Source organism: Aeromonas mytilicola subsp. aquatica (assembly GCF_044336385.1).
Classification (GTDB): Bacteria; Pseudomonadota; Gammaproteobacteria; order Enterobacterales; family Aeromonadaceae; genus Aeromonas; species Aeromonas rivipollensis.
In genome coordinates this window covers 2,939,028-2,955,669 of sequence record NZ_CP172298.1, presented here as the reverse complement: position 1 = coordinate 2,955,669, position 16,642 = coordinate 2,939,028, and the positions used below count along the sequence as shown (strand labels likewise).

At 64.7% G+C, this 16,642-nt stretch carries 13 protein-coding genes; 10 read left to right on the top strand and 3 right to left on the bottom strand.

The window, feature by feature from the left end:
• The first annotated feature begins 13 nt into the window (after positions 1 to 13).
• Together secD and secF are read left to right on the top strand one after the other, a co-directional pair.
• Positions 14 to 1,816, top strand: a complete 1,803-nt coding sequence (gene secD / locus ACFWHB_RS13460; RefSeq protein WP_168234815.1) for a protein translocase subunit SecD — start codon at positions 14 to 16, stop codon at positions 1,814 to 1,816.
• A 109-nt stretch (positions 1,817 to 1,925) separates the two neighbouring features.
• The gene (gene secF, locus ACFWHB_RS13455) at positions 1,926 to 2,840 is read left to right on the top strand and encodes a protein translocase subunit SecF (protein ID WP_290028601.1); all 915 of its coding nucleotides are present in this window, start codon (positions 1,926 to 1,928) and stop codon (positions 2,838 to 2,840) included.
• A gap of 73 nt (positions 2,841 to 2,913) precedes the next feature.
• Here secF and ACFWHB_RS13450 read toward each other — a convergent pair whose 3' ends face one another.
• Positions 2,914 to 3,516, bottom strand: coding sequence for a DUF924 family protein (locus tag ACFWHB_RS13450; RefSeq protein WP_395948641.1), 603 nt, complete (start codon positions 3,514 to 3,516; stop codon positions 2,914 to 2,916).
• Positions 3,517 to 3,643: 127 nt separating this feature from the next.
• On the opposite strand from ACFWHB_RS13450, the gene ACFWHB_RS13445 reads away from it, so the two are divergent.
• From ACFWHB_RS13445 to ACFWHB_RS13420, 6 genes are all read left to right on the top strand, one after another.
• A complete protein-coding gene (locus ACFWHB_RS13445) occupies positions 3,644 to 3,784 on the top strand; it encodes a hypothetical protein (protein ID WP_395948640.1) in 141 nt (46 codons plus the stop codon).
• 1 nt (position 3,785) lies between these two features.
• Positions 3,786 to 4,700, top strand: a complete 915-nt coding sequence (locus ACFWHB_RS13440; protein ID WP_163149148.1) for a DUF808 domain-containing protein — start codon at positions 3,786 to 3,788, stop codon at positions 4,698 to 4,700.
• Positions 4,701 to 4,873: 173 nt separating this feature from the next.
• A complete protein-coding gene (locus tag ACFWHB_RS13435) occupies positions 4,874 to 6,652 on the top strand; it encodes a M3 family oligoendopeptidase (protein WP_395948639.1) in 1,779 nt (592 codons plus the stop codon).
• Positions 6,653 to 6,856: 204 nt separating this feature from the next.
• The gene (locus ACFWHB_RS13430; protein WP_395948638.1) at positions 6,857 to 8,689 is read left to right on the top strand and encodes a M3 family oligoendopeptidase; all 1,833 of its coding nucleotides are present in this window, start codon (positions 6,857 to 6,859) and stop codon (positions 8,687 to 8,689) included.
• 209 nt (positions 8,690 to 8,898) lie between these two features.
• Entirely contained in the window at positions 8,899 to 9,438 is a 540-nt protein-coding gene (ycfP, locus tag ACFWHB_RS13425) for an alpha/beta hydrolase YcfP (protein ID WP_163137317.1), read from the top strand.
• A 74-nt stretch (positions 9,439 to 9,512) separates the two neighbouring features.
• The gene (locus ACFWHB_RS13420; protein WP_395948637.1) at positions 9,513 to 10,805 is read left to right on the top strand and encodes an NAD(P)/FAD-dependent oxidoreductase; all 1,293 of its coding nucleotides are present in this window, start codon (positions 9,513 to 9,515) and stop codon (positions 10,803 to 10,805) included.
• 83 nt (positions 10,806 to 10,888) lie between these two features.
• Here the strand turns inward: ACFWHB_RS13420 and ACFWHB_RS13415 are convergent, their stop codons facing one another.
• On the bottom strand, positions 10,889 to 12,079 hold the full coding sequence (locus ACFWHB_RS13415) for an OmpP1/FadL family transporter (RefSeq protein WP_163137333.1): 1,191 nt from the start codon (positions 12,077 to 12,079) through the stop codon (positions 10,889 to 10,891).
• A gap of 253 nt (positions 12,080 to 12,332) precedes the next feature.
• On the opposite strand from ACFWHB_RS13415, the gene ACFWHB_RS13410 reads away from it, so the two are divergent.
• On the top strand, positions 12,333 to 12,650 hold the full coding sequence (locus tag ACFWHB_RS13410) for a heavy metal-binding domain-containing protein (RefSeq protein ID WP_025326589.1): 318 nt from the start codon (positions 12,333 to 12,335) through the stop codon (positions 12,648 to 12,650).
• Positions 12,651 to 12,974: 324 nt separating this feature from the next.
• Positions 12,975 to 13,985, top strand: coding sequence for a S66 family peptidase (locus tag ACFWHB_RS13405; protein ID WP_395948636.1), 1,011 nt, complete (start codon positions 12,975 to 12,977; stop codon positions 13,983 to 13,985).
• A 273-nt stretch (positions 13,986 to 14,258) separates the two neighbouring features.
• Here the strand turns inward: ACFWHB_RS13405 and ACFWHB_RS13400 are convergent, their stop codons facing one another.
• Positions 14,259 to 16,520, bottom strand: a complete 2,262-nt coding sequence (locus ACFWHB_RS13400) for an LTA synthase family protein (protein WP_395948635.1) — start codon at positions 16,518 to 16,520, stop codon at positions 14,259 to 14,261.
• Positions 16,521 to 16,642 lie beyond the last annotated feature (122 nt).

Below are 16,642 nucleotides of genomic sequence, written 5' to 3'. Positions count from 1 at the left end.
AGAGGCCGATTTCATGAGAAAAAAGAGTCATACCATACTGAACCGCATGAGCCCGTGGCAGTACGCCCTGCTGCTGCTGATGCTGGTCACCTTCACCTTCTATTCCCTGCCCACCTTCTTCGGTGAGCAGCCCTCCCTGGGCCTCCATGGCCAGACCCGCCTGAGCGGGGCGCAGCAGCGCCTGCTGCAGGAGCACCAGATAGCGCCCCAGAAGCAGATCGAGCAGAAGGAGCGGATCGAGCTGGTGTTTGCCACCCAGGCCGAGCAGCAGCGGGCCAAGCAGTTGCTGGAGCAGCAGGGGGTGGACAGTGCGGCCCTCACCCTGGAGTTTCACTCCAATGCCCCGACCTGGATAAGCCAGCTCGGCGCCGATCCCATCAAGCTCGGGCTGGACTTGCGCGGCGGCTCCCAGCTGCTGATCGGGGTCGATGTGGACTTTGTCATCGACAACCAGACCAAGAACCTGGTGGATACCCTGCGCACCCGCTTCCGTGAGGCCAACCTGCGCGGCGCCAGCGTGATGCGCACCGCCCAGGGGGCCCTGGCCGTCACCCTGCCGGACGTCGACGGGCAGGAGGGCTGGCTCACTATCATCAAGGAGAGCGCCGGCACCCGTCAGGATCAGTGGAAGCTCTCCCGCTCCGGCAATGAGCTCAAGCTGGTGCTGAGCGACGCAGAGCGCACCCTGCTGGTGAACAACGCCGTGACCCAGAACCTGTCGATCCTCAAGAAACGGATCAACGAGCTCGGCATCGTCGAGGCCTCGGTCCAGCGTCAGGGTCAGGACGGCATCCGCATCGAGCTGCCCGGGGTGCACAACCCCAAGCAGGCGAAAGAGGTGATAGGCGCCACCGCATCCCTGGCCTTCTACGAGGCCAAGGCCGACAGCCGCTTCTTCATGGCGGATCGCAACGGCCAGGCGGTCGGTCTGGCCCGCAAGCCGGTGCTGAGCGGCGAGCACATAGTCGATGCCCGCGCCAACATGGGGGAGATGGGTCAGCCCCAGGTCAACATAGTGCTCGACACCCTGGGTGGCAGCAAGATGAACCAGTTCAGCCGCCAGCACGTGGGCAAGCCCATGGCCACCGTCTTCACCGAGTACAAGACCAACGCCGAGGGCAAGTTGCGGGCCAGAAGCGAGGTGATCAACGTCGCCACCATACAGACCGCCCTTGGCAACCAGTTCCGCATCACAGGGATTGGCAGCCTGCCGGAGGCGCAAGAGCTCGCCATGCTGCTGCGGGCCGGCGCCCTCACCGCGCCGCTGAAGATCCTGGAGGAGCGCTCAATCGGCCCGACCCTGGGGCTGCAGAACATAGAGGCGGGCTTCACCGCCCTGGCGTTCGGCATGGCGGGGATGATGCTGTTCATGATGGCCTGGTATCGCAAGTTCGGCTGGGTCGCCATCACGGCGCTCATCGGCAACCTGCTGATGCAGGTGGGGATGCTGGCGGTGCTGCCCGGCGCCGTGCTGACCCTGCCCGGGATCGCCGGTCTGGTGCTGACGGTGGGCATGGCGGTGGACACCCATGTGCTCATCTTCGAGCGGATCAAGGACAGGCTGAGGGAGGGGGGCTCGTTGGCCAATGCCATCGATTTTGGCTATCGCTCGGCGTTTCGCACCATCTTCGATGCCAACATCACGACGCTCATCTGCGCCGTGGTGCTCTACGCCATCGGCTCAGGGCCGCTGCAGGGCTTCTCCATCACCCTGATCCTGGGGCTCATCTCCAGCATGGTGACCGGCATCTGGGGCACCCGCGCCATCATCAACCCCCTGTGGGGCAACAGCCGCGCCAAGCTGCTGAGGGTATGACCATGACTGACCCCCATTGCCTGCGTCATAGCACCGCGCGTCCGAGCGAGCTCGGCGCCACTTGCTTCCGGTTGGGAAGCCCAAGCCATCTGCTGTCGAGGGAAGAAGAATGCTGAGAATGATCATTGCCATGGGCCTGACCCGCTGGCGTTACATCGGGATGTGGGCCTCGGTGCTGCTGACGGTGGCGAGCATAGCCGTGCTCGCCATCAACGGGCTCTCCCTTGGGCTCGACTTCACCGGCGGCATACTGCTGGAGTTTCGCATCCAGACCCTGAAGGAGGCCCACGAACTCAACGCACTGCTGAGCGCCCCCCTGGCCGGAGCTGTGGAGCTGCACGGCGCCGGCGTGCCCGGCGAGTGGCTCATCAAGCTGCCTCCCCACGAGCTGCCCTGGGCGGCGGAAGATCTGGCGACCATGCTGGGGCAGCAACTCGCCCTGCCGGTGGAGCTGCTGCGTACCACCATAGTGGGCCCCCAGGTGGGCGCCGAGCTGTTCCAGCAGGGGATGCTGGCGGTGCTGGTGGCGTCGCTGGCCATCTCCGCCTATCTCGCGGTGCGCTTCGAGTGGCGCCAGGCCATCGGCATCCTGGTCTCTGTGCTGCACGACGGTTTGGTGGCCCTAGGGCTGCTGGCGCTGTTCAATATCGAGTTCGACCTCAACGTCATCGCCGGGCTGATGGCGGTGATCGGCTACTCGCTCAACGACAGCATCGTCATCTCGGACCGGCTGCGGGACCTGCTCGGATCGCGCACCCAGATGGGGATACACGAGTGTTCCGATGTGGCCATCAAGGCCACCTTCAGTCGCACCATGATCACCTCGGGCACCACATTGTTCACCGTGGGGGCCCTGCTGCTGTTCGGCGGCGACGCCCTGTTCGGCTTCTCCTTCACCCTGTTCGCCGGCATCCTGGTGGGCACCATCTCCTCCATCACTGTGGCTTCCACCGTGCAGGAGCTGCTGGGGCTCTCCCCCCAGGCCTACCAGAAGAAAGAGGAGGAGCTGGCCGAGGCGGCCTGAGCCCCTTGTCACCCTTTGCATGCAAAACGGGCCCCACTGGGCCCGTTTTTTTATGCGCCTTTGGCGGAGCTGCTCAGAAGCCGGAGCCCGGTTGCTGCAAAAACTCGGTCTCCTCCGGGGTGCTGGTGCGCCCCAGGATGGCGTTGCGATGGGGGAAGCGGCCAAAGCGCTGGATGATCACCTGATGGCTGCGGGCGAAGTCGGCGAATCCCTCGAAGGTCTCCCGGGCAGGGCCGTCCGCCTGCTCGGCCGCCAGTGCCTCGAACAGAGCCACGCTTCTGGCCTGCTGCTCCCGGGACTCCGCATGTTCCAGCGGCAGGTAGAAGAAGACCCGTGCCAGCGGGGAGAGGGCCTTGTCCGCGCCAAGGGACAGGCCCCTGAGGCAGAGATCCCGGGCCTTGGCATCCTGGGCAAAGGCCGCGGGCACGGCGCGATGGATATTGCGCGGCAACTGGTCCAGCAGCAGGATCAGCGCCAGCCTGCCCACCGGCACCTCGGCCCAGTGGGCGAGCTCCCCCTCTGCGGCGGCCTGTGCCAGCTCGCCGAAGCGGTGCGCCAGCAGCGCGTCCGTCTCGCGGCTCTTGCCCCACCAGAGGGGGGCTTGCCGGGCGGCGCGGGGGGCGTCGCCTGAGTCGTCGCCAAACCAGAAATCGAGCAGAGGTTGCCAGGGTTGCATGGGAACTCCTTGGGCCTGAGGCCTTGAGGTGAAACAAGGCCGATTGACCCTGTCATGGGGGGCTGCCGAAAGGGCGGCTTCTCGTTACACTGTGCCATCTTTTGCCTGAAACAAGGAACCCCCTCCGATGGCCGGAACCAGTTTGTTGGCCCTGCCGGGCGATATTGCCAGCGTGCCGGGTGACCTGGCCCTGATGACCGGGGCGGTGACCAGGAAGCGCGCCGTGCTGCCTGGTGAGATGTTTCCCACTGATATAAGGAATGCCTGATATGGCCGGAACCAGTTTGTTGGCCCTGCTCGACGATATCGCCAGCGTGCTCGATGACGTGGCCCTGATGACCAAGATGGCGGCCAAGAAGACCGCCGGTGTGCTGGGGGACGATCTCGCCCTCAACGCGGAGCAGGTCTCCGGGGTGCGGGCCGAGCGGGAGCTGCCTGTGGTGTGGAAGGTGGCCAAGGGCTCGTTTCGCAACAAGCTGATCCTGGTGCCCGCCGCCATCGCCATCAGCGCCCTGATCCCCTGGCTCATCACCCCCTTGCTGATGCTGGGGGGCGCCTACCTCTGCTTCGAGGGGGCCGAGAAGCTGGCCCACAAGTTCCTGCCCCACGACAGCGGTGAGGCGGCCTCGTCAGCGCAGGCGATCCCGGACGATCTGGAGGCCTTCGAGCAGCAGAAGATAAAGGGGGCCATTCGCACCGACTTCATCCTCTCCGCCGAGATCATCGTCATCGCCCTCGGCACAGTGCAGGGCTCCAGCCTCGGCCTGCAGATCGCCGTGGTGGCGGGCATAGCCCTGTTGATGACGGTGGGGGTCTACGGCCTGGTGGGGCTGATCGTCAAGCTCGACGACATAGGTCTGCACCTGTTGCAAAAACCCGATGCCGGCGTCCTGCGCCGGGCCCTGGGGCGGGGGCTCTTGGTAACGGCGCCCCGGCTGATGCACCTGCTGGCCCTGGTCGGCACCATCGCCATGTTCATGGTGGGGGGCGGCATTTTGGTTCACGGCTGGCCCTTTGCCCATCACCTCATCGAGGGGGTAGCCGCCAGTCTGGCCCCCCTGGCTGGGGGCGCCGTGCTGGCCGCGGTGACGCCGACCCTGCTGAGCGCCCTGGTGGGAGTGGTGGCCGGTCTGCTGCTGGTGCTGGCCATGACCCTGGTGGGCAAGCTGACCCCCGCGAAGTAGTAGCGGCGGTCGCTCAGGAATCGTCCCCTGCCGACAGGGGGCGTCGCAGGCCGGATCTGCTGTTTGTTGACCAGAATGGGGGCTAGGCAAGGGCTGGCCCCCTTCGTACTATTTGGCGGCCACTGCCCACAGAGGCGGGGCGCCCACATGGACGCAAACAGACAAGGACAGTTATGACCAACACCCTTTGGCAGGATGATCACATCTATGCCGCCCCCGATTGCCCGGCCATCGACGCCGACTTCCAGCGCGCCGCAGAGGGCCTGACCGAGATCGCCAACCTGCTGGCCAGCCTGCCAGAGACCCGGGACATCAACGCCTTGCGCCACCTGCTTAGGGCCATTCGCCGCCAGGCCAACGCCGTGAGAACACAAGCCTGGAACAGCCAGACCTTCGCCTACAACAGGCTTAGCCGCAACGGCCGCGACGAGGCCGCCCGGGTGCTGCTCTCCCGTGGCCAGCAGTTGCAGGCGAGGCTGGCCCAGCTCGTCAAGCCGGTGGCCCTGTTCTGGCTGAACGCCCCCGAGGATCAGGTGCGGGCTCTGCTGCAGGATCCCGAGCTGTTCGAGCTGGCCTACCTCATTCGCCACGATCGCCGGTTGCAGGATCAGGCCCTCTCCCTCGAGAGCGAGCAGCTGATCGAGGGACTGGCGGTGGACGGCCTGCAAGCCTGGGGGGATCTCTACGACAGCCTGGTGGCCAGACTCAGGCCGGAGGTTGCGGGGGAGCCCATGGGGCTGGCCCAGGCGGACAACCTGCTCGCCCACCCGGACAGGGCGCGGCGCGCCAGCGCCTGGCACGGCATTCAGGCCGCCTGGGCCGGGGAGCAGGAGACGGTGGCCGCCATCCTCAACGCCATCAACGGCTGGCGCAACGAGCTCGCCACCCAGCGCGGCAAGGGGCGGCGGCTCGATGCCCTGGATGTTTCCTGCCACCAGAGTCATATCGAGCGCAGAACGCTGGAGACCCTGATGGGGGAGGCGGATGCCCACAAGGAGCTCGGCAGGCGGACCCTGCGAGCCATGGCCTGTGCCCAGGGGATAACGGGTTTTGCCCCCTGGGATCTCTATGCCCCGGCGCCTTATGGGGCGCAGGCCAGCGTTGGTTTCGGACAGGCGCTGACGCTGGTGGCCGATGCCTTCGCCGCCTTCGATCCCGAGATGGGGGACTTCGCCCGCATGATGGCGGATCGGGGCTGGATAGATGCCGCGCCGAGCGACAACAGGCGCAGCGGCGCCTATTGCACCGAGTATGCCGACCCCGCCGAGCCCCGGGTCTTCCTCACCTTCGAGGGCACCATGGACAACGTCATCACCCTGGCCCACGAGCTCGGCCACGCCTGGCACAGCTGGCTGTTGCGGGACGCGCCACTGGCGCAGCGCGACTACCCCAAGACGCTGGCCGAGACCGCCTCGCTGTTTGCCGAGACCCTGGTGCGGGACGCCCTGCTCGCCCGTGCACAGACCCGCGAACAGCGCCTGGCCATCGCCTGGATGGACGGGGAGCGGGTCGCGAGCCTGCTGCTCGACGTTCCCTCCCGCTTCCACTTCGAGCGGGCGCTGGTGGCAGGCCGGGCCGAAGGGTATCTGGGGGCGGGCCAGCTGAGGGCCATGATGAAATCCGCGAAGCAGCAGTGGTATGGTGACAGCCTCAGCCAATATGACGAGCTGTTCTGGGCCAGCAAGGGCCACTTCTCCATCGCCGATCTCGGGTTCTATAACTACCCCTATCTGTTTGGCTACCTGTTCAGCCTGGGGCTCTATGCCCAGAAGGAGCGGGTCGGTGACGACTTCGTGCCGGCCTATCGGGCGCTGCTCGCCGACACCGGCCGCATGAGCGCCGAGAGCCTGGTGGAGAAGCACTTAGGCGTCGACATTCGTGAGCCCGCTTTCTGGCAAGAGAGCCTGCGCTATGTCGAGGACGCTGTGGTGCGCCTCGAGCGGCTGGTGTAGTTGCGAGTCGTCGCGAATCCTTCTGAGCTCTGGCAAGAGAGCCTGCGCTCTGTGGAGGAGGCGGTCAGTCGCCTCGAGCGGCTGGTGTAGTCGCCCGTGTTTGATCCGGCTGGTGTCGCCGCCAGCCTTGGTATTCCTGTTCGTGGCCCTGGGGCCACCCCTGTTTCACGACGGGCCGGACCCGTCTCTGACAATGAGCGTTCGATGCAACAACGAGTCTACCCACAGCAGTGGCAAAATCAGCACATCTACCCCTCCCTCGACAGCAGCGTACTGGAAGCGGACATGAGCCTGGCCCGCGCCAGCCTCGCCGAGCTGGCGGTCTTTATCGACGGCCTGGGCCCGCTGCCTGATCAGGGCGCCACCCTGCAGGATGGCTTGCGGGATGGCTTGCGGGATGGCTTACGGGAGGTGCGGCTGCGGGCCCGGCGTATCCGCGAGATCGGTTGGAACATCGCCGTGCTGGCGGCCTGCACGGGGAGCCAGGATGCCCGGGATCCCCTGGCCAAGCAGCTGGCCTCCCGGGCCCGGGCCCTCAATGCGGACCTGTTCAAGACGCTGGCGCCCATCGAAGATCTGATGCTGGGGCTGCCCGAGGCCGAGTTCGGGGCGCTGATGCAGGATCCCCTGCTCGGGGAGGAGGAGTACCGACTGCGCCACGAGCGCCGCTTGCAGGATCAACGGCTGCCGGTGGAGGCGGAGCAGCTGGTCATCGGCCTTGGCACCGACGGCCTGCACGCCTGGGGCAACCTCTACAACGATCTGGTGGGCAAGATCCGGGTGCAGGTAGCCGGCCAGGAGCGGGGGCTGGCAGAGGCGAGCAACCTGCTCTCCAGCCCGGATCGGGCGCAGCGCAAAGAGGCCTTCGACGCCATCAGCGCCGGCTGGGAGGGGGAGCAGGAGACGGTGGCCGCCATCCTCAACGCCCTCAACGGCTGGCGCCTGGAGCTCTCGCGCCAGCGCGGCAGGGTGCGGCCCCTGGATGCCCTGGATCTCTCCTGCCACCAGAGCCACATCGAGCGGGCGACCCTGGATACCCTGATGCGGGAGACCTGGCAGGCGCGCGGGCTGGGCCAGCGGGCCCTGGGGCTGATGGCCGAGCGCCTTGGCATAGAGGAGCTGGGGCCTGAGGATCTGTTCGCGCCGCCCCCGGCGAGCAGCCACCGCAGCATACCGTTCGAGGAGGCGATCGAGATCATCGCCCTGGCCTTTGCCGGTTTCGATCCCGAGATGGGGGCGTTCGCCCGCATGATGGCCGAGCGCGGCTGGATTGACGCCGCCCCCACCCCGAACCGGCGCACCGGGGCTTACTGCACCAAGTTTGCCGATCCGGTGGAGCCGCGGGTCTTCATCACCTATGCCGGCACCATGGACAACGTCATCACCCTCGCTCACGAGCTGGGGCACGCCTGGCACAACTGGCTCATCCGGGACTTGCCCATGAGCCAGCGCAGCTACCCCATGACCCTGGCCGAGACCGCCTCCATCTTCGCCGAGACGCTAGTGCGCAGCGCCCTGTTCGAGCAGGCCCGAAGCGCCGAGGAGCGCCAGGCCATCGCCTGGGCGGAAGCCGACGGCGCCGCCACCTTCCTGGTCAATATCCCGGCCCGCTTTGACTTCGAGCAGGCCCTGGTGGCCGAGCGCGAGCAGGGCTATGTGTCATCGGCCCGGCTCAAGGCGCTCACCGACGAGGCCTGGGGGCGCTGGTATGAAAAGAGCCTTGGCCGCTATCACCCCATGTTCTGGGCCGCCAAGGCGCACTTCTCCATCGCGGGCTTCGGTTTCTACAACTACCCCTACCTCTTTGGCTACCTGTTCAGCCTCGGGGTCTATCAGCAGCTGATGAGCCGCAAGGGGGCAGGGGAGGCGAACGTGGCCGAGGCCTATCGCGCCCTGCTGCGAGACACTGGCTGCATGAGCGCCGAGGATCTGGTCGCCAAACACCTGGGGCAGGACATCCGCGAGGCGGCCTTCTGGCAGGGGAGCCTGGCCCTGGTGGCGGCGGCGGTGGATCGTTTCGAGCAGACCCAGAGCTGAGACCGGGCGTGGGCAGGGGCGCCGTGGATGCCTCGTCAGGGGCCTGGCGCCCCTTTTCCCCTGCCGAATGCGCCCAAAGGGGGTGGAAAAAGGATTTTCCGGCGGCGGGGGGCGTGATCCAAAGCAAGAAAGTGCGATGTTTTGGTGGCGCCTCGGCCGTTCGCTGGGGTAGTTTCGATAGAACCGACACAGTTCTTGAGGTCTTATCCATGATCATCTATCTGCATGGCTTTGATGCCACCAGCCCCGGCAATCATGAGAAAGTGCTGCAGTTGCAGTTTATCGATGATGATGTGCGCTTCGTGCACTACAGCACGGTTCACCCCCGCCACGACATGAGCCACCTGCTCAAGGAGGTGAAGAAGCAGCTCGACATGAGCACAGACCCCAAGCCCCTCATCTGCGGAGTCGGGCTCGGCGGCTACTGGAGCGAGCGGATCGGTTTTCTGTGCGGCATCAAACAGGTGGTCTTCAACCCCAACCTGCACCCGGAAGAGAACATGCAGGGCAAGATCGACAGGCCGGAAGAGTACGATGACATCGGCACCAAGTGTGTAACCGAATTTCGTAATAAAAATTCAGGAAACTGCCTGTGCATCCTTTCCGTTCAGGATGAAATCCGCGATAATCGGGACACTGAACGTGAATTGAAGAACTATTACGACATCGTATGGGATGAGCGCGAGACCCATAAGTTCAAGAACATCTCGCACCATCTGCAACGGATGAAGGCCTTCAAAGAAGCCTGAGCCATCACGTCAACCGATTTCGTTTTAGGGAGCCAATGGCTCCCTTTCGTTTTGAGGAACCAAGGAAAATCATCATGATGAATATTGTCGTTGTAGGCGGTGGCGCCGGCGGTCTCGAGCTCGCGACCAGCCTGGGCCGCAAGCTGGGCAAGAAGAACAAGGCCAGGATCACCCTGGTGGATCGCAACCGCACCCACCTGTGGAAGCCCCTGCTGCACGAAGTGGCCACCGGCTCCATGGATGCGGGCATCGACGCCCTGAGCTACCAGTCCCACGCCAAGAACCACGGCTTCGAATTCCAGCTCGGCAGCCTGACCGACATCAAGCGCGACGAGAAACGCATCGTGCTGGCGCCTATCCACGACGAGAGCGGCGCCCTGGTGGTCAACGAGCGGGAACTGGCTTACGACATCCTGGTGATGGCTATAGGTTCTGTGTCCAACGACTTCAACACCAAGGGCATCAAGGATCACTGCATCTTCCTGGACAGCCCCTCCCAGGCGCACCGCTTCTACAACAGCATGATGAACCGCTTCCTGCAGTTCGCCACCGAATACAAGCCCGGTGACAAGGTGAAGATCGCCATCGTGGGTGGCGGCGCCACCGGCGTCGAGCTCTCCGCCGAGCTCTACAACGCTGTGGAGCAGCTCTATGCCTACGGCTTCAAGAACCTCACCACCGACAGCCTCAAGGTGACGCTGGTGGAGGCGGGCCCCCGCATACTGCCTGCGCTGCCTGAGCGCATCAGCGGCTCCGCCCACCAGGAGCTGGTGAAGCTCGGCGTGGACGTGCGCACCGCCACCATGATCACCGAAGCCACTAGCGATGGGCTACACACCAAGGATGGGGAGCTGATTGAAGCAGACCTCATGGTGTGGGCCGCCGGCATCAAGGCACCGGACTTCATGAAGGAGATCGCCGGCCTCGAGACCAACCGCATCAACCAGCTGGTGGTCAAAGAGACACTGCAGACCACCCGTGACGAGAACATCTTCGTCATCGGCGACTGCGCCGCCTGCCCGCAGCCGGACGGCAAGTTCGTGCCGCCCCGCGCCCAGTCCGCCCACCAGATGGCGACCCAGGCGTTCAAGAACATCCTGGCCAAGATGAACGGCGGCGAGATGAAGCCCTACCTCTACCACGACCACGGCTCCCTGGTGTCCCTCAGCCGCTTCTCCACAGTGGGCAGCCTGATGGGCAACCTGATGCGCGGCTCCATGATGGTGGAAGGTTACATCGCCCGCATCGTCTACATCTCCCTCTACCGGATGCACCAGGTCGCCCTGCACGGCTACATCAAGACCGGCCTCATCATGCTGGTGGGCCGCATCAACCGGGTGCTGCGCCCGAGCATGAAGCTGCACTAAGCCTGTGCCTTGAGTAGCAAGCACAAGACAAACGACAAGGAGAGGCCAGGCCTCTCCTTTTTTATGGTCCAAGAGGGGGCTGCCTAGAAGCGCTTGCCGTAGTTCACGGCGAAGAAGTAGAGCGCCGGGGTGGGATAGTGACCTGAGAGGGATCTTTCATCGACGCTGGCGCTCTCCATGTGTATGTACTCAAAACCGGCCCCCAGGGTCTCCTGGGCGTTGAACGCATAGATAACTCCTGTGCCGAGGCGCAGCGCACTGCCGCTCGGCACCGTCAGGGAGGTGTGGCTCTGATCCCGATAGGCACTGCTGTCGTAGGCCACGCCGCCATTGAGGGTCCACTGCGGCGTCAGATCGTGCTGGAGCCCGACCGCCAGGTGGTAGCTGTCCTGATAGATCCCCTTCTCTGAGGAGGTGCGGTCAAAGACGGCGACCTGGTTGTCGTTGTAGCGGCTCCAGTCCTGCCAGCCCAGATTGCCCATGATGGCCCAGTCGTGGGCGAAGGCGTGAAAGGCGCTCACCATCAACTGTTGGGGGCTGTTGACCATGCCGGAGAGGGGGATGGTGGCGCTGATCCCGGGCAGATTGGGGCGCGAGAAGGTGATGTCGCGGCCTATGTCGAAGTGATAGGTCACCTCGCTGGCATAGCCCAGCCCGACGCGGCTTCCCGGGTTCCACTCATAGAGCAGCCCCAGCTTGGCATTGAGGGCCCAGTCACTGTCGTCCTGCTTCTGCTCCCCGCCACTGCCCTCCCGGGTGAGGGCGAACAGGCCGTAGTTGATGCCGACCCCGGCCCCGAGCGACCAGTGCTCGTCGACGCGGTAGGCAATGGATGGCTGCAGGGTGAGGCCGATCAGGGTGGCCTCCTCGATGAGCTGCTTGCCGGCCCAGTCGCCAAAATCCAGCCCCAGTCCGAAGTTGCCATAGAGCGCCAGGCCCGCCGACCAGCGCTCATCGAGTTGCTGGCTGTAGTAGGCGGAGGCCGCGGGGAACCAGCCGATGACGGTATCGACATCTCCCTCGGCGGGATCGTCCAGATCGTAGGGCACATCCCCGTAGAGCAGTTGCCCGCCCAGGGTCAGGTGGCGCCCCTCCAGGTGGCTCAGGCCTGCGGGGTTCACCAGCTGCACAGTGGCATCCTGGGCCCTGGCGGCCATGCCGGCGGAGGCGAGCCCGAGATCATTGGTACCGGTTTCGTACAGATAGAGGCCGGCGCCCTCGGTGGGGGCACTCAGCAAGGTGGCCAGTGGCAACAGCAGCAGCGTTCGTTTCATCAAGGTCCCTCTCCCATCAATCCTGAGGATCGGCCCCCTCCTGCAAGTGCCAGATGCATCTGTAAAAGGGGGAAAAGATCCGCGACACAGGCAGTATAGATGGCACTTTGGATGCTGAATCAATCACTTGTTAGCTCCGGGTGCGCAGCGTCCCCCGCTGTCCCCGGCAAGGCGGGGTTATGCTTTGGTCTTCGCCTTGCTACCATGGCGGCAACGGTGCCCTGCGCACCCTATTGAACCCACAGGAGACCTCATGATCCTCTCAACCACCCCCACCCTGGAAGGCAAGGCCATTCGTGAATACCGCGGCATAGTCGTGGGTGAAGCCATCCTGGGTGCCAACATCTTCAAGGACCTGTTCGCCGGCATCCGCGACATCATAGGTGGCCGCTCCGGCGCCTACGAAAAGGAGCTGGCCCGGGCCCGGGAGATCGCCTTCGAGGAGCTCAAGGAGCGTGCCCAGGCCCTGGGTGCCAACGCCGTGGTCGGCATCGACATCGACTACGAGGTGGTGGGCCAGAACGGCAGCATGCTGATGGTCAGCATCAGCGGCACCGCCGTGGTGATCTAGCTCGCCTTTGCCCCCTGGCCGCCTGCAGCAAGCCGACCCCGAGGTCGGCTTTTTTATTGGGCGCGGCACCCCTATGGTATGGGGGGCGATTCCCCCTTCTCCCCTTGCGGGAGAAGGGCCGGGGATGAGGGGGAGGCCCTGAGCCGGGAATATTGTTTACTTTTTCTATCCGACTTGGTTATGTCGTTTGATTTCTCCAAACAAAGAACGGCCTGCCCAGTGCCAGTCAGCCCTTGTTGGGAAGAAAACACCTGGATTAGGATGGAGCCTTATGCCGGATCATGGGGATCCCGGCCCCCAGACTCTCAGGAGCGAGCGTCATCCATGGCACTGCGCAAGCCCGCCGGGCTCAAACCCGGCGATACCATAGGCTTCTTCTCTCCCTCCAGCGCGGCCACCGCCTGGGCTCCCCGGCGGTTCGAACGTGCCAGGGCGTTTCTGGAAGGGCAAGGTTTCAGGCTCAAGGCGGGCAGCCTGACCGGGGAGCGGGATCACTGGCGCTCCGGCTCCATAGCGGCGCGGGCCGCCGAGCTCAATGCCCTCATCCGGGATCCAGAGGTGCGCGCAATCATGTCGGTGATTGGCGGCAGCAACTCAAACTCCCTGTTGCCCAATGTGGACTACGAGGCGCTGAGAGAGGATCCCAAGATCATCGTCGGCTATTCGGATGTGACGGCCCTGCTGCTCGGCATCCACGCCCAGACCGGCCTGGTTACCTTCTATGGCCCGGCACTGGTGGCCTCCTTTGGCGAGTTCCCGCCGCTGGTGGACGAGACCCTGGCGGGCTTTCGCCAGATCTGTCTGGCGAAGGAGGCCAGCGCACCTCATACCCTGCCGACCCCAACCCACTGGACCGACGAGCGGCTGGATTGGGAAAACCAGAGCCGGGCCAAGTTGTGCCAGCCTAACCGGCTTGTCTCGGTGGGCAGCGGCCGGGTGCGGGGACGGCTGATGGGCGGCAACCTCAACACCCTGGCGGGGATCTGGGGCTCCCCCTTTATGCCGCAGATCAAGCAGGGGGATATTCTGCTGCTGGAAGACAGCCTCAAATCTGCCCAGACGGTGGAGCGGGCCTTTGCCCACCTCAAGCTGTGCGGGGTGTTCGACCGCATAGGCGCGCTCATCCTCGGCAAGCATGAACGTTTCGACGATGAGGGCAGCGGCAAGCGGCCCCTCGATATCCTGCTGGAGGTGGTGGGGGAGCCCGGCTTCCCCATACTGGCAGAGTTCGACTGTGCCCACACTCACCCCATGCTGACGGTGCCGCTCGGCATCGAGGCCGAACTGGATCTCGACAGGCAGACCCTTACCCTGTGCGAGTCCTGGCTCCGTTAGTCGCCAGAGAAATGCAAAGAGGCCGCAGTTGCGGCCTCTTTCACTTTCTCAGGTCAGGGATCAGGGCAGGGCATAGGCCCTGAAGGTATTGCAAGGATCTGCGGCCTTCGTCTCTTCAATGTTTATTGATCTCAGGGCAGGGCATAGGCCCGGAAGGTGTTGCAAGGATCTGCGGCCCCCGTCTCTTAAATGTTTATTGATCTCAGGGCAGGGCATAGGCCCGGAAGGTGTTGCAAGGATCTGCGGCCCCCGTCTCTTAAATGTTAATTGATCTCAGGGCAGGGCATCGGCCCGGAAGCTGGCGCGGATCTGCGGCACCAGGGGGGAGGGGTCGAAGCCCTTCTCCTCCCCCAGCACCGGATGAAGCACGGGCTTGTCCTCTATGGGGGTGAGATCCCCTGCCAGCAGCGCTCGGGTGGCCTGTCCCATCTGGTAGAGCTGGCGCACCGGGGCGAACTGGCGATCGAGCGTGATGGCGCCATCGTTGCGGGTGAAGGCCATCATGGGGATCTGGTAGGGGGCATCCCGGGGCGGCTTGGCGCCATGGATGTTCTTGCCCGCCGACATCAGGAAGGGCTGGTGATCCCCGAAGGCCACCACCAGGTAGCGCTTGCCGGAGCGATCGAGCGTCTTGAGCAACCGCTCCAGGGAGGCCATGGCGTCCACCACTCCTGTGTAGTAGGTGTTGAGCAACTGCCTGTCCGCCGGGCTCTGATCCGGGCAGGCCCTGTCGATCTGCTGGGCCCGGTAGCGATCCCCGTCGAAGGGGCCGTGCCCCTGCATGGTGACCGCGTAGGCGAACAGCGGCTTGTCATCCTGCTCGCTGCGTCTGAGCAGGTGATCGATGAGGGCATCGTCCGAGATGTAGAGCCCTTTATGTTCGAGGGTGGTGAAGCGGGTGTCGAACCAGCGCTCCTCGTAGCCGAGGGCCGGGATCGCCTTGGCGCGGCCCCAGAACTTCTCCACATAGGGGTGGGCGAACAGGGTCTGGTAGCCGTTCTGCCTGGCGCTCCTGGCAAGGCCGGGCACCTTGTCCGAGAGGTAGTAGTAGGGCACCACCCCCTGCTTGAGCAGACCCACCGGCAGGCCGGTATTCATCTCGAACTCCGCCAGCACCGTCATGCCCCCTGTGGTGGGGGAGTGGATGGTCTTGTGCCACTGGGCCACGTCGGCAGGCAGGGAGAGGGTGGGGGCGGGGGCGCAGATCTTGCCCTGCCAGTCGAGCCAGAGCGACTCGTATTGCAGCACTATCACCAGATCGAAGCGGGGCGGCTGGCCCGGGGCCGGCTGGCTGAGCTCGGGGGTACGCTCGTTGATCTGCAAGGGGTAGCGGAAGATGTTGCCGCTTTGCAGCATCTCGTCCACCAGGTTGAACAGGTAGAGGCCGGGACCGGCGCGGATGATGTCCCTGTGATAGTTGACCGCTCTGTCCACGTAGCGGATGTTGGCCCCCAGCAGCTTGTTGCCGGTCTGGGTGGCGAACACGCAGAGCGCGAAGAAGGCGGCGGTAGCTGCGGCCGTGCGCAGTATCCAGCGCGACAGGGCGAAGCGCCAGCACAGGAACAAGAGCCCCAGCACGGCCAGCACCGGCAGCACGGGGTGCTGATCGAGCAGTATGTGCAGCAGGGCCATCAGGTTGCCGAGATCGTCCCCCCCGAGCGGCACCCCGTAGATGGCTATCTTCATGAAGTTCGCCAAGAGGCCTATGCCCGAAAGCGCCGTAAAGACCAGCCCCATATAGAGGTTGAAGCCCGCCAGGGCGCAGAGGCTCCAGCCCAGCACCATGCTGCCCCAGGCGAGGTAGTAGTGCTCGGGCCTAAAGCCCGACCAGAGCAGAAACTCCCCCAGCTTGAACACCACGAAGCCGTGCAGCAGCACGAAGGTGAGGTTGCCGAGCAGCAGGCTGCCCAGCACCCGGGAGCGGTAGCTGCGGCGCAGCCGCGGCAGCAGGGCCCTGAGCACGGCGGCGCTCACCAGCAGCACCAGCAGCAGGCTGGTCATCAGATAGGTCAGGTTGAAGCCGCGCTCCGGCAGGGTCTGCAGGATCTGGCTGTATTCGGCGCTCTCGGGTCTGTCCGCCAGCAGCAGGCCGATCCGCAGCTGATAGCGGCTGTCCAGGGCGTCGTCGGGGGCGCGCAGGGCGCTGTTGAGATCCAGGGTGCAGCGATTCTGGCGACACTTCTGGCGCTTCTCCACCGCCTGACTCAGCTGATCGATGCGAATGCCCTTGTCGTTGAGCAGCTCCACCCGCACTTTGTCCCCCGCCTGCAGCGGCTTGAGCAGTTGCCACTGGCTGCGCACCACCAGATAGAGGCCGCGACTGTCGCTCTTGTAGAGCAGGCTGTGGCGGCTGAGGGTGGCGATGGGCTGATCGGCGGGCCCCAGGATCAGCGGCTGTGCCTTCCCGAGCCAGCCGACGGGATTGAGCAGCGGCAGGGCGAGAGTCAGCAACAGCAGGGCGATCAGCAGACCGAACAACCACCCGGCCAGAGACTGGGAGGAAGAGGGGGGGCGATCACAGACGGGGGCATTCATAGGGGCTCATCCTTGGAGCGGGCAGGGCAGCAACGCTGCATCTATTTTGACCCGATGGTGAGGGGCTTGTTCCTTGATGTCAATTTAATGACGACGGGATGAATATTGGGTGACGGCCTGTG

What these genes read in the sequence shown, in the direction of transcription:
- secD (WP_168234815.1), top strand. Translation starts at nt 14, where the DNA reads ATGAGAAAAAAGAGTCATACCATACTGAACCGCATGAGCCCGTGGCAG.
- secF (WP_290028601.1), top strand. Translation starts at nt 1,926, where the DNA reads ATGCTGAGAATGATCATTGCCATGGGCCTGACCCGCTGGCGTTACATC.
- ACFWHB_RS13450 (WP_395948641.1), bottom strand. Translation starts at nt 3,516, where the DNA reads ATGCAACCCTGGCAACCTCTGCTCGATTTCTGGTTTGGCGACGACTCA.
- ACFWHB_RS13445 (WP_395948640.1), top strand. Translation starts at nt 3,644, where the DNA reads ATGGCCGGAACCAGTTTGTTGGCCCTGCCGGGCGATATTGCCAGCGTG.
- ACFWHB_RS13440 (WP_163149148.1), top strand. Translation starts at nt 3,786, where the DNA reads ATGGCCGGAACCAGTTTGTTGGCCCTGCTCGACGATATCGCCAGCGTG.
- ACFWHB_RS13435 (WP_395948639.1), top strand. Translation starts at nt 4,874, where the DNA reads ATGACCAACACCCTTTGGCAGGATGATCACATCTATGCCGCCCCCGAT.
- ACFWHB_RS13430 (WP_395948638.1), top strand. Translation starts at nt 6,857, where the DNA reads ATGCAACAACGAGTCTACCCACAGCAGTGGCAAAATCAGCACATCTAC.
- ycfP (WP_163137317.1), top strand. Translation starts at nt 8,899, where the DNA reads ATGATCATCTATCTGCATGGCTTTGATGCCACCAGCCCCGGCAATCAT.
- ACFWHB_RS13420 (WP_395948637.1), top strand. Translation starts at nt 9,513, where the DNA reads ATGATGAATATTGTCGTTGTAGGCGGTGGCGCCGGCGGTCTCGAGCTC.
- ACFWHB_RS13415 (WP_163137333.1), bottom strand. Translation starts at nt 12,079, where the DNA reads ATGAAACGAACGCTGCTGCTGTTGCCACTGGCCACCTTGCTGAGTGCC.
- ACFWHB_RS13410 (WP_025326589.1), top strand. Translation starts at nt 12,333, where the DNA reads ATGATCCTCTCAACCACCCCCACCCTGGAAGGCAAGGCCATTCGTGAA.
- ACFWHB_RS13405 (WP_395948636.1), top strand. Translation starts at nt 12,975, where the DNA reads ATGGCACTGCGCAAGCCCGCCGGGCTCAAACCCGGCGATACCATAGGC.
- ACFWHB_RS13400 (WP_395948635.1), bottom strand. Translation starts at nt 16,520, where the DNA reads ATGAATGCCCCCGTCTGTGATCGCCCCCCCTCTTCCTCCCAGTCTCTG.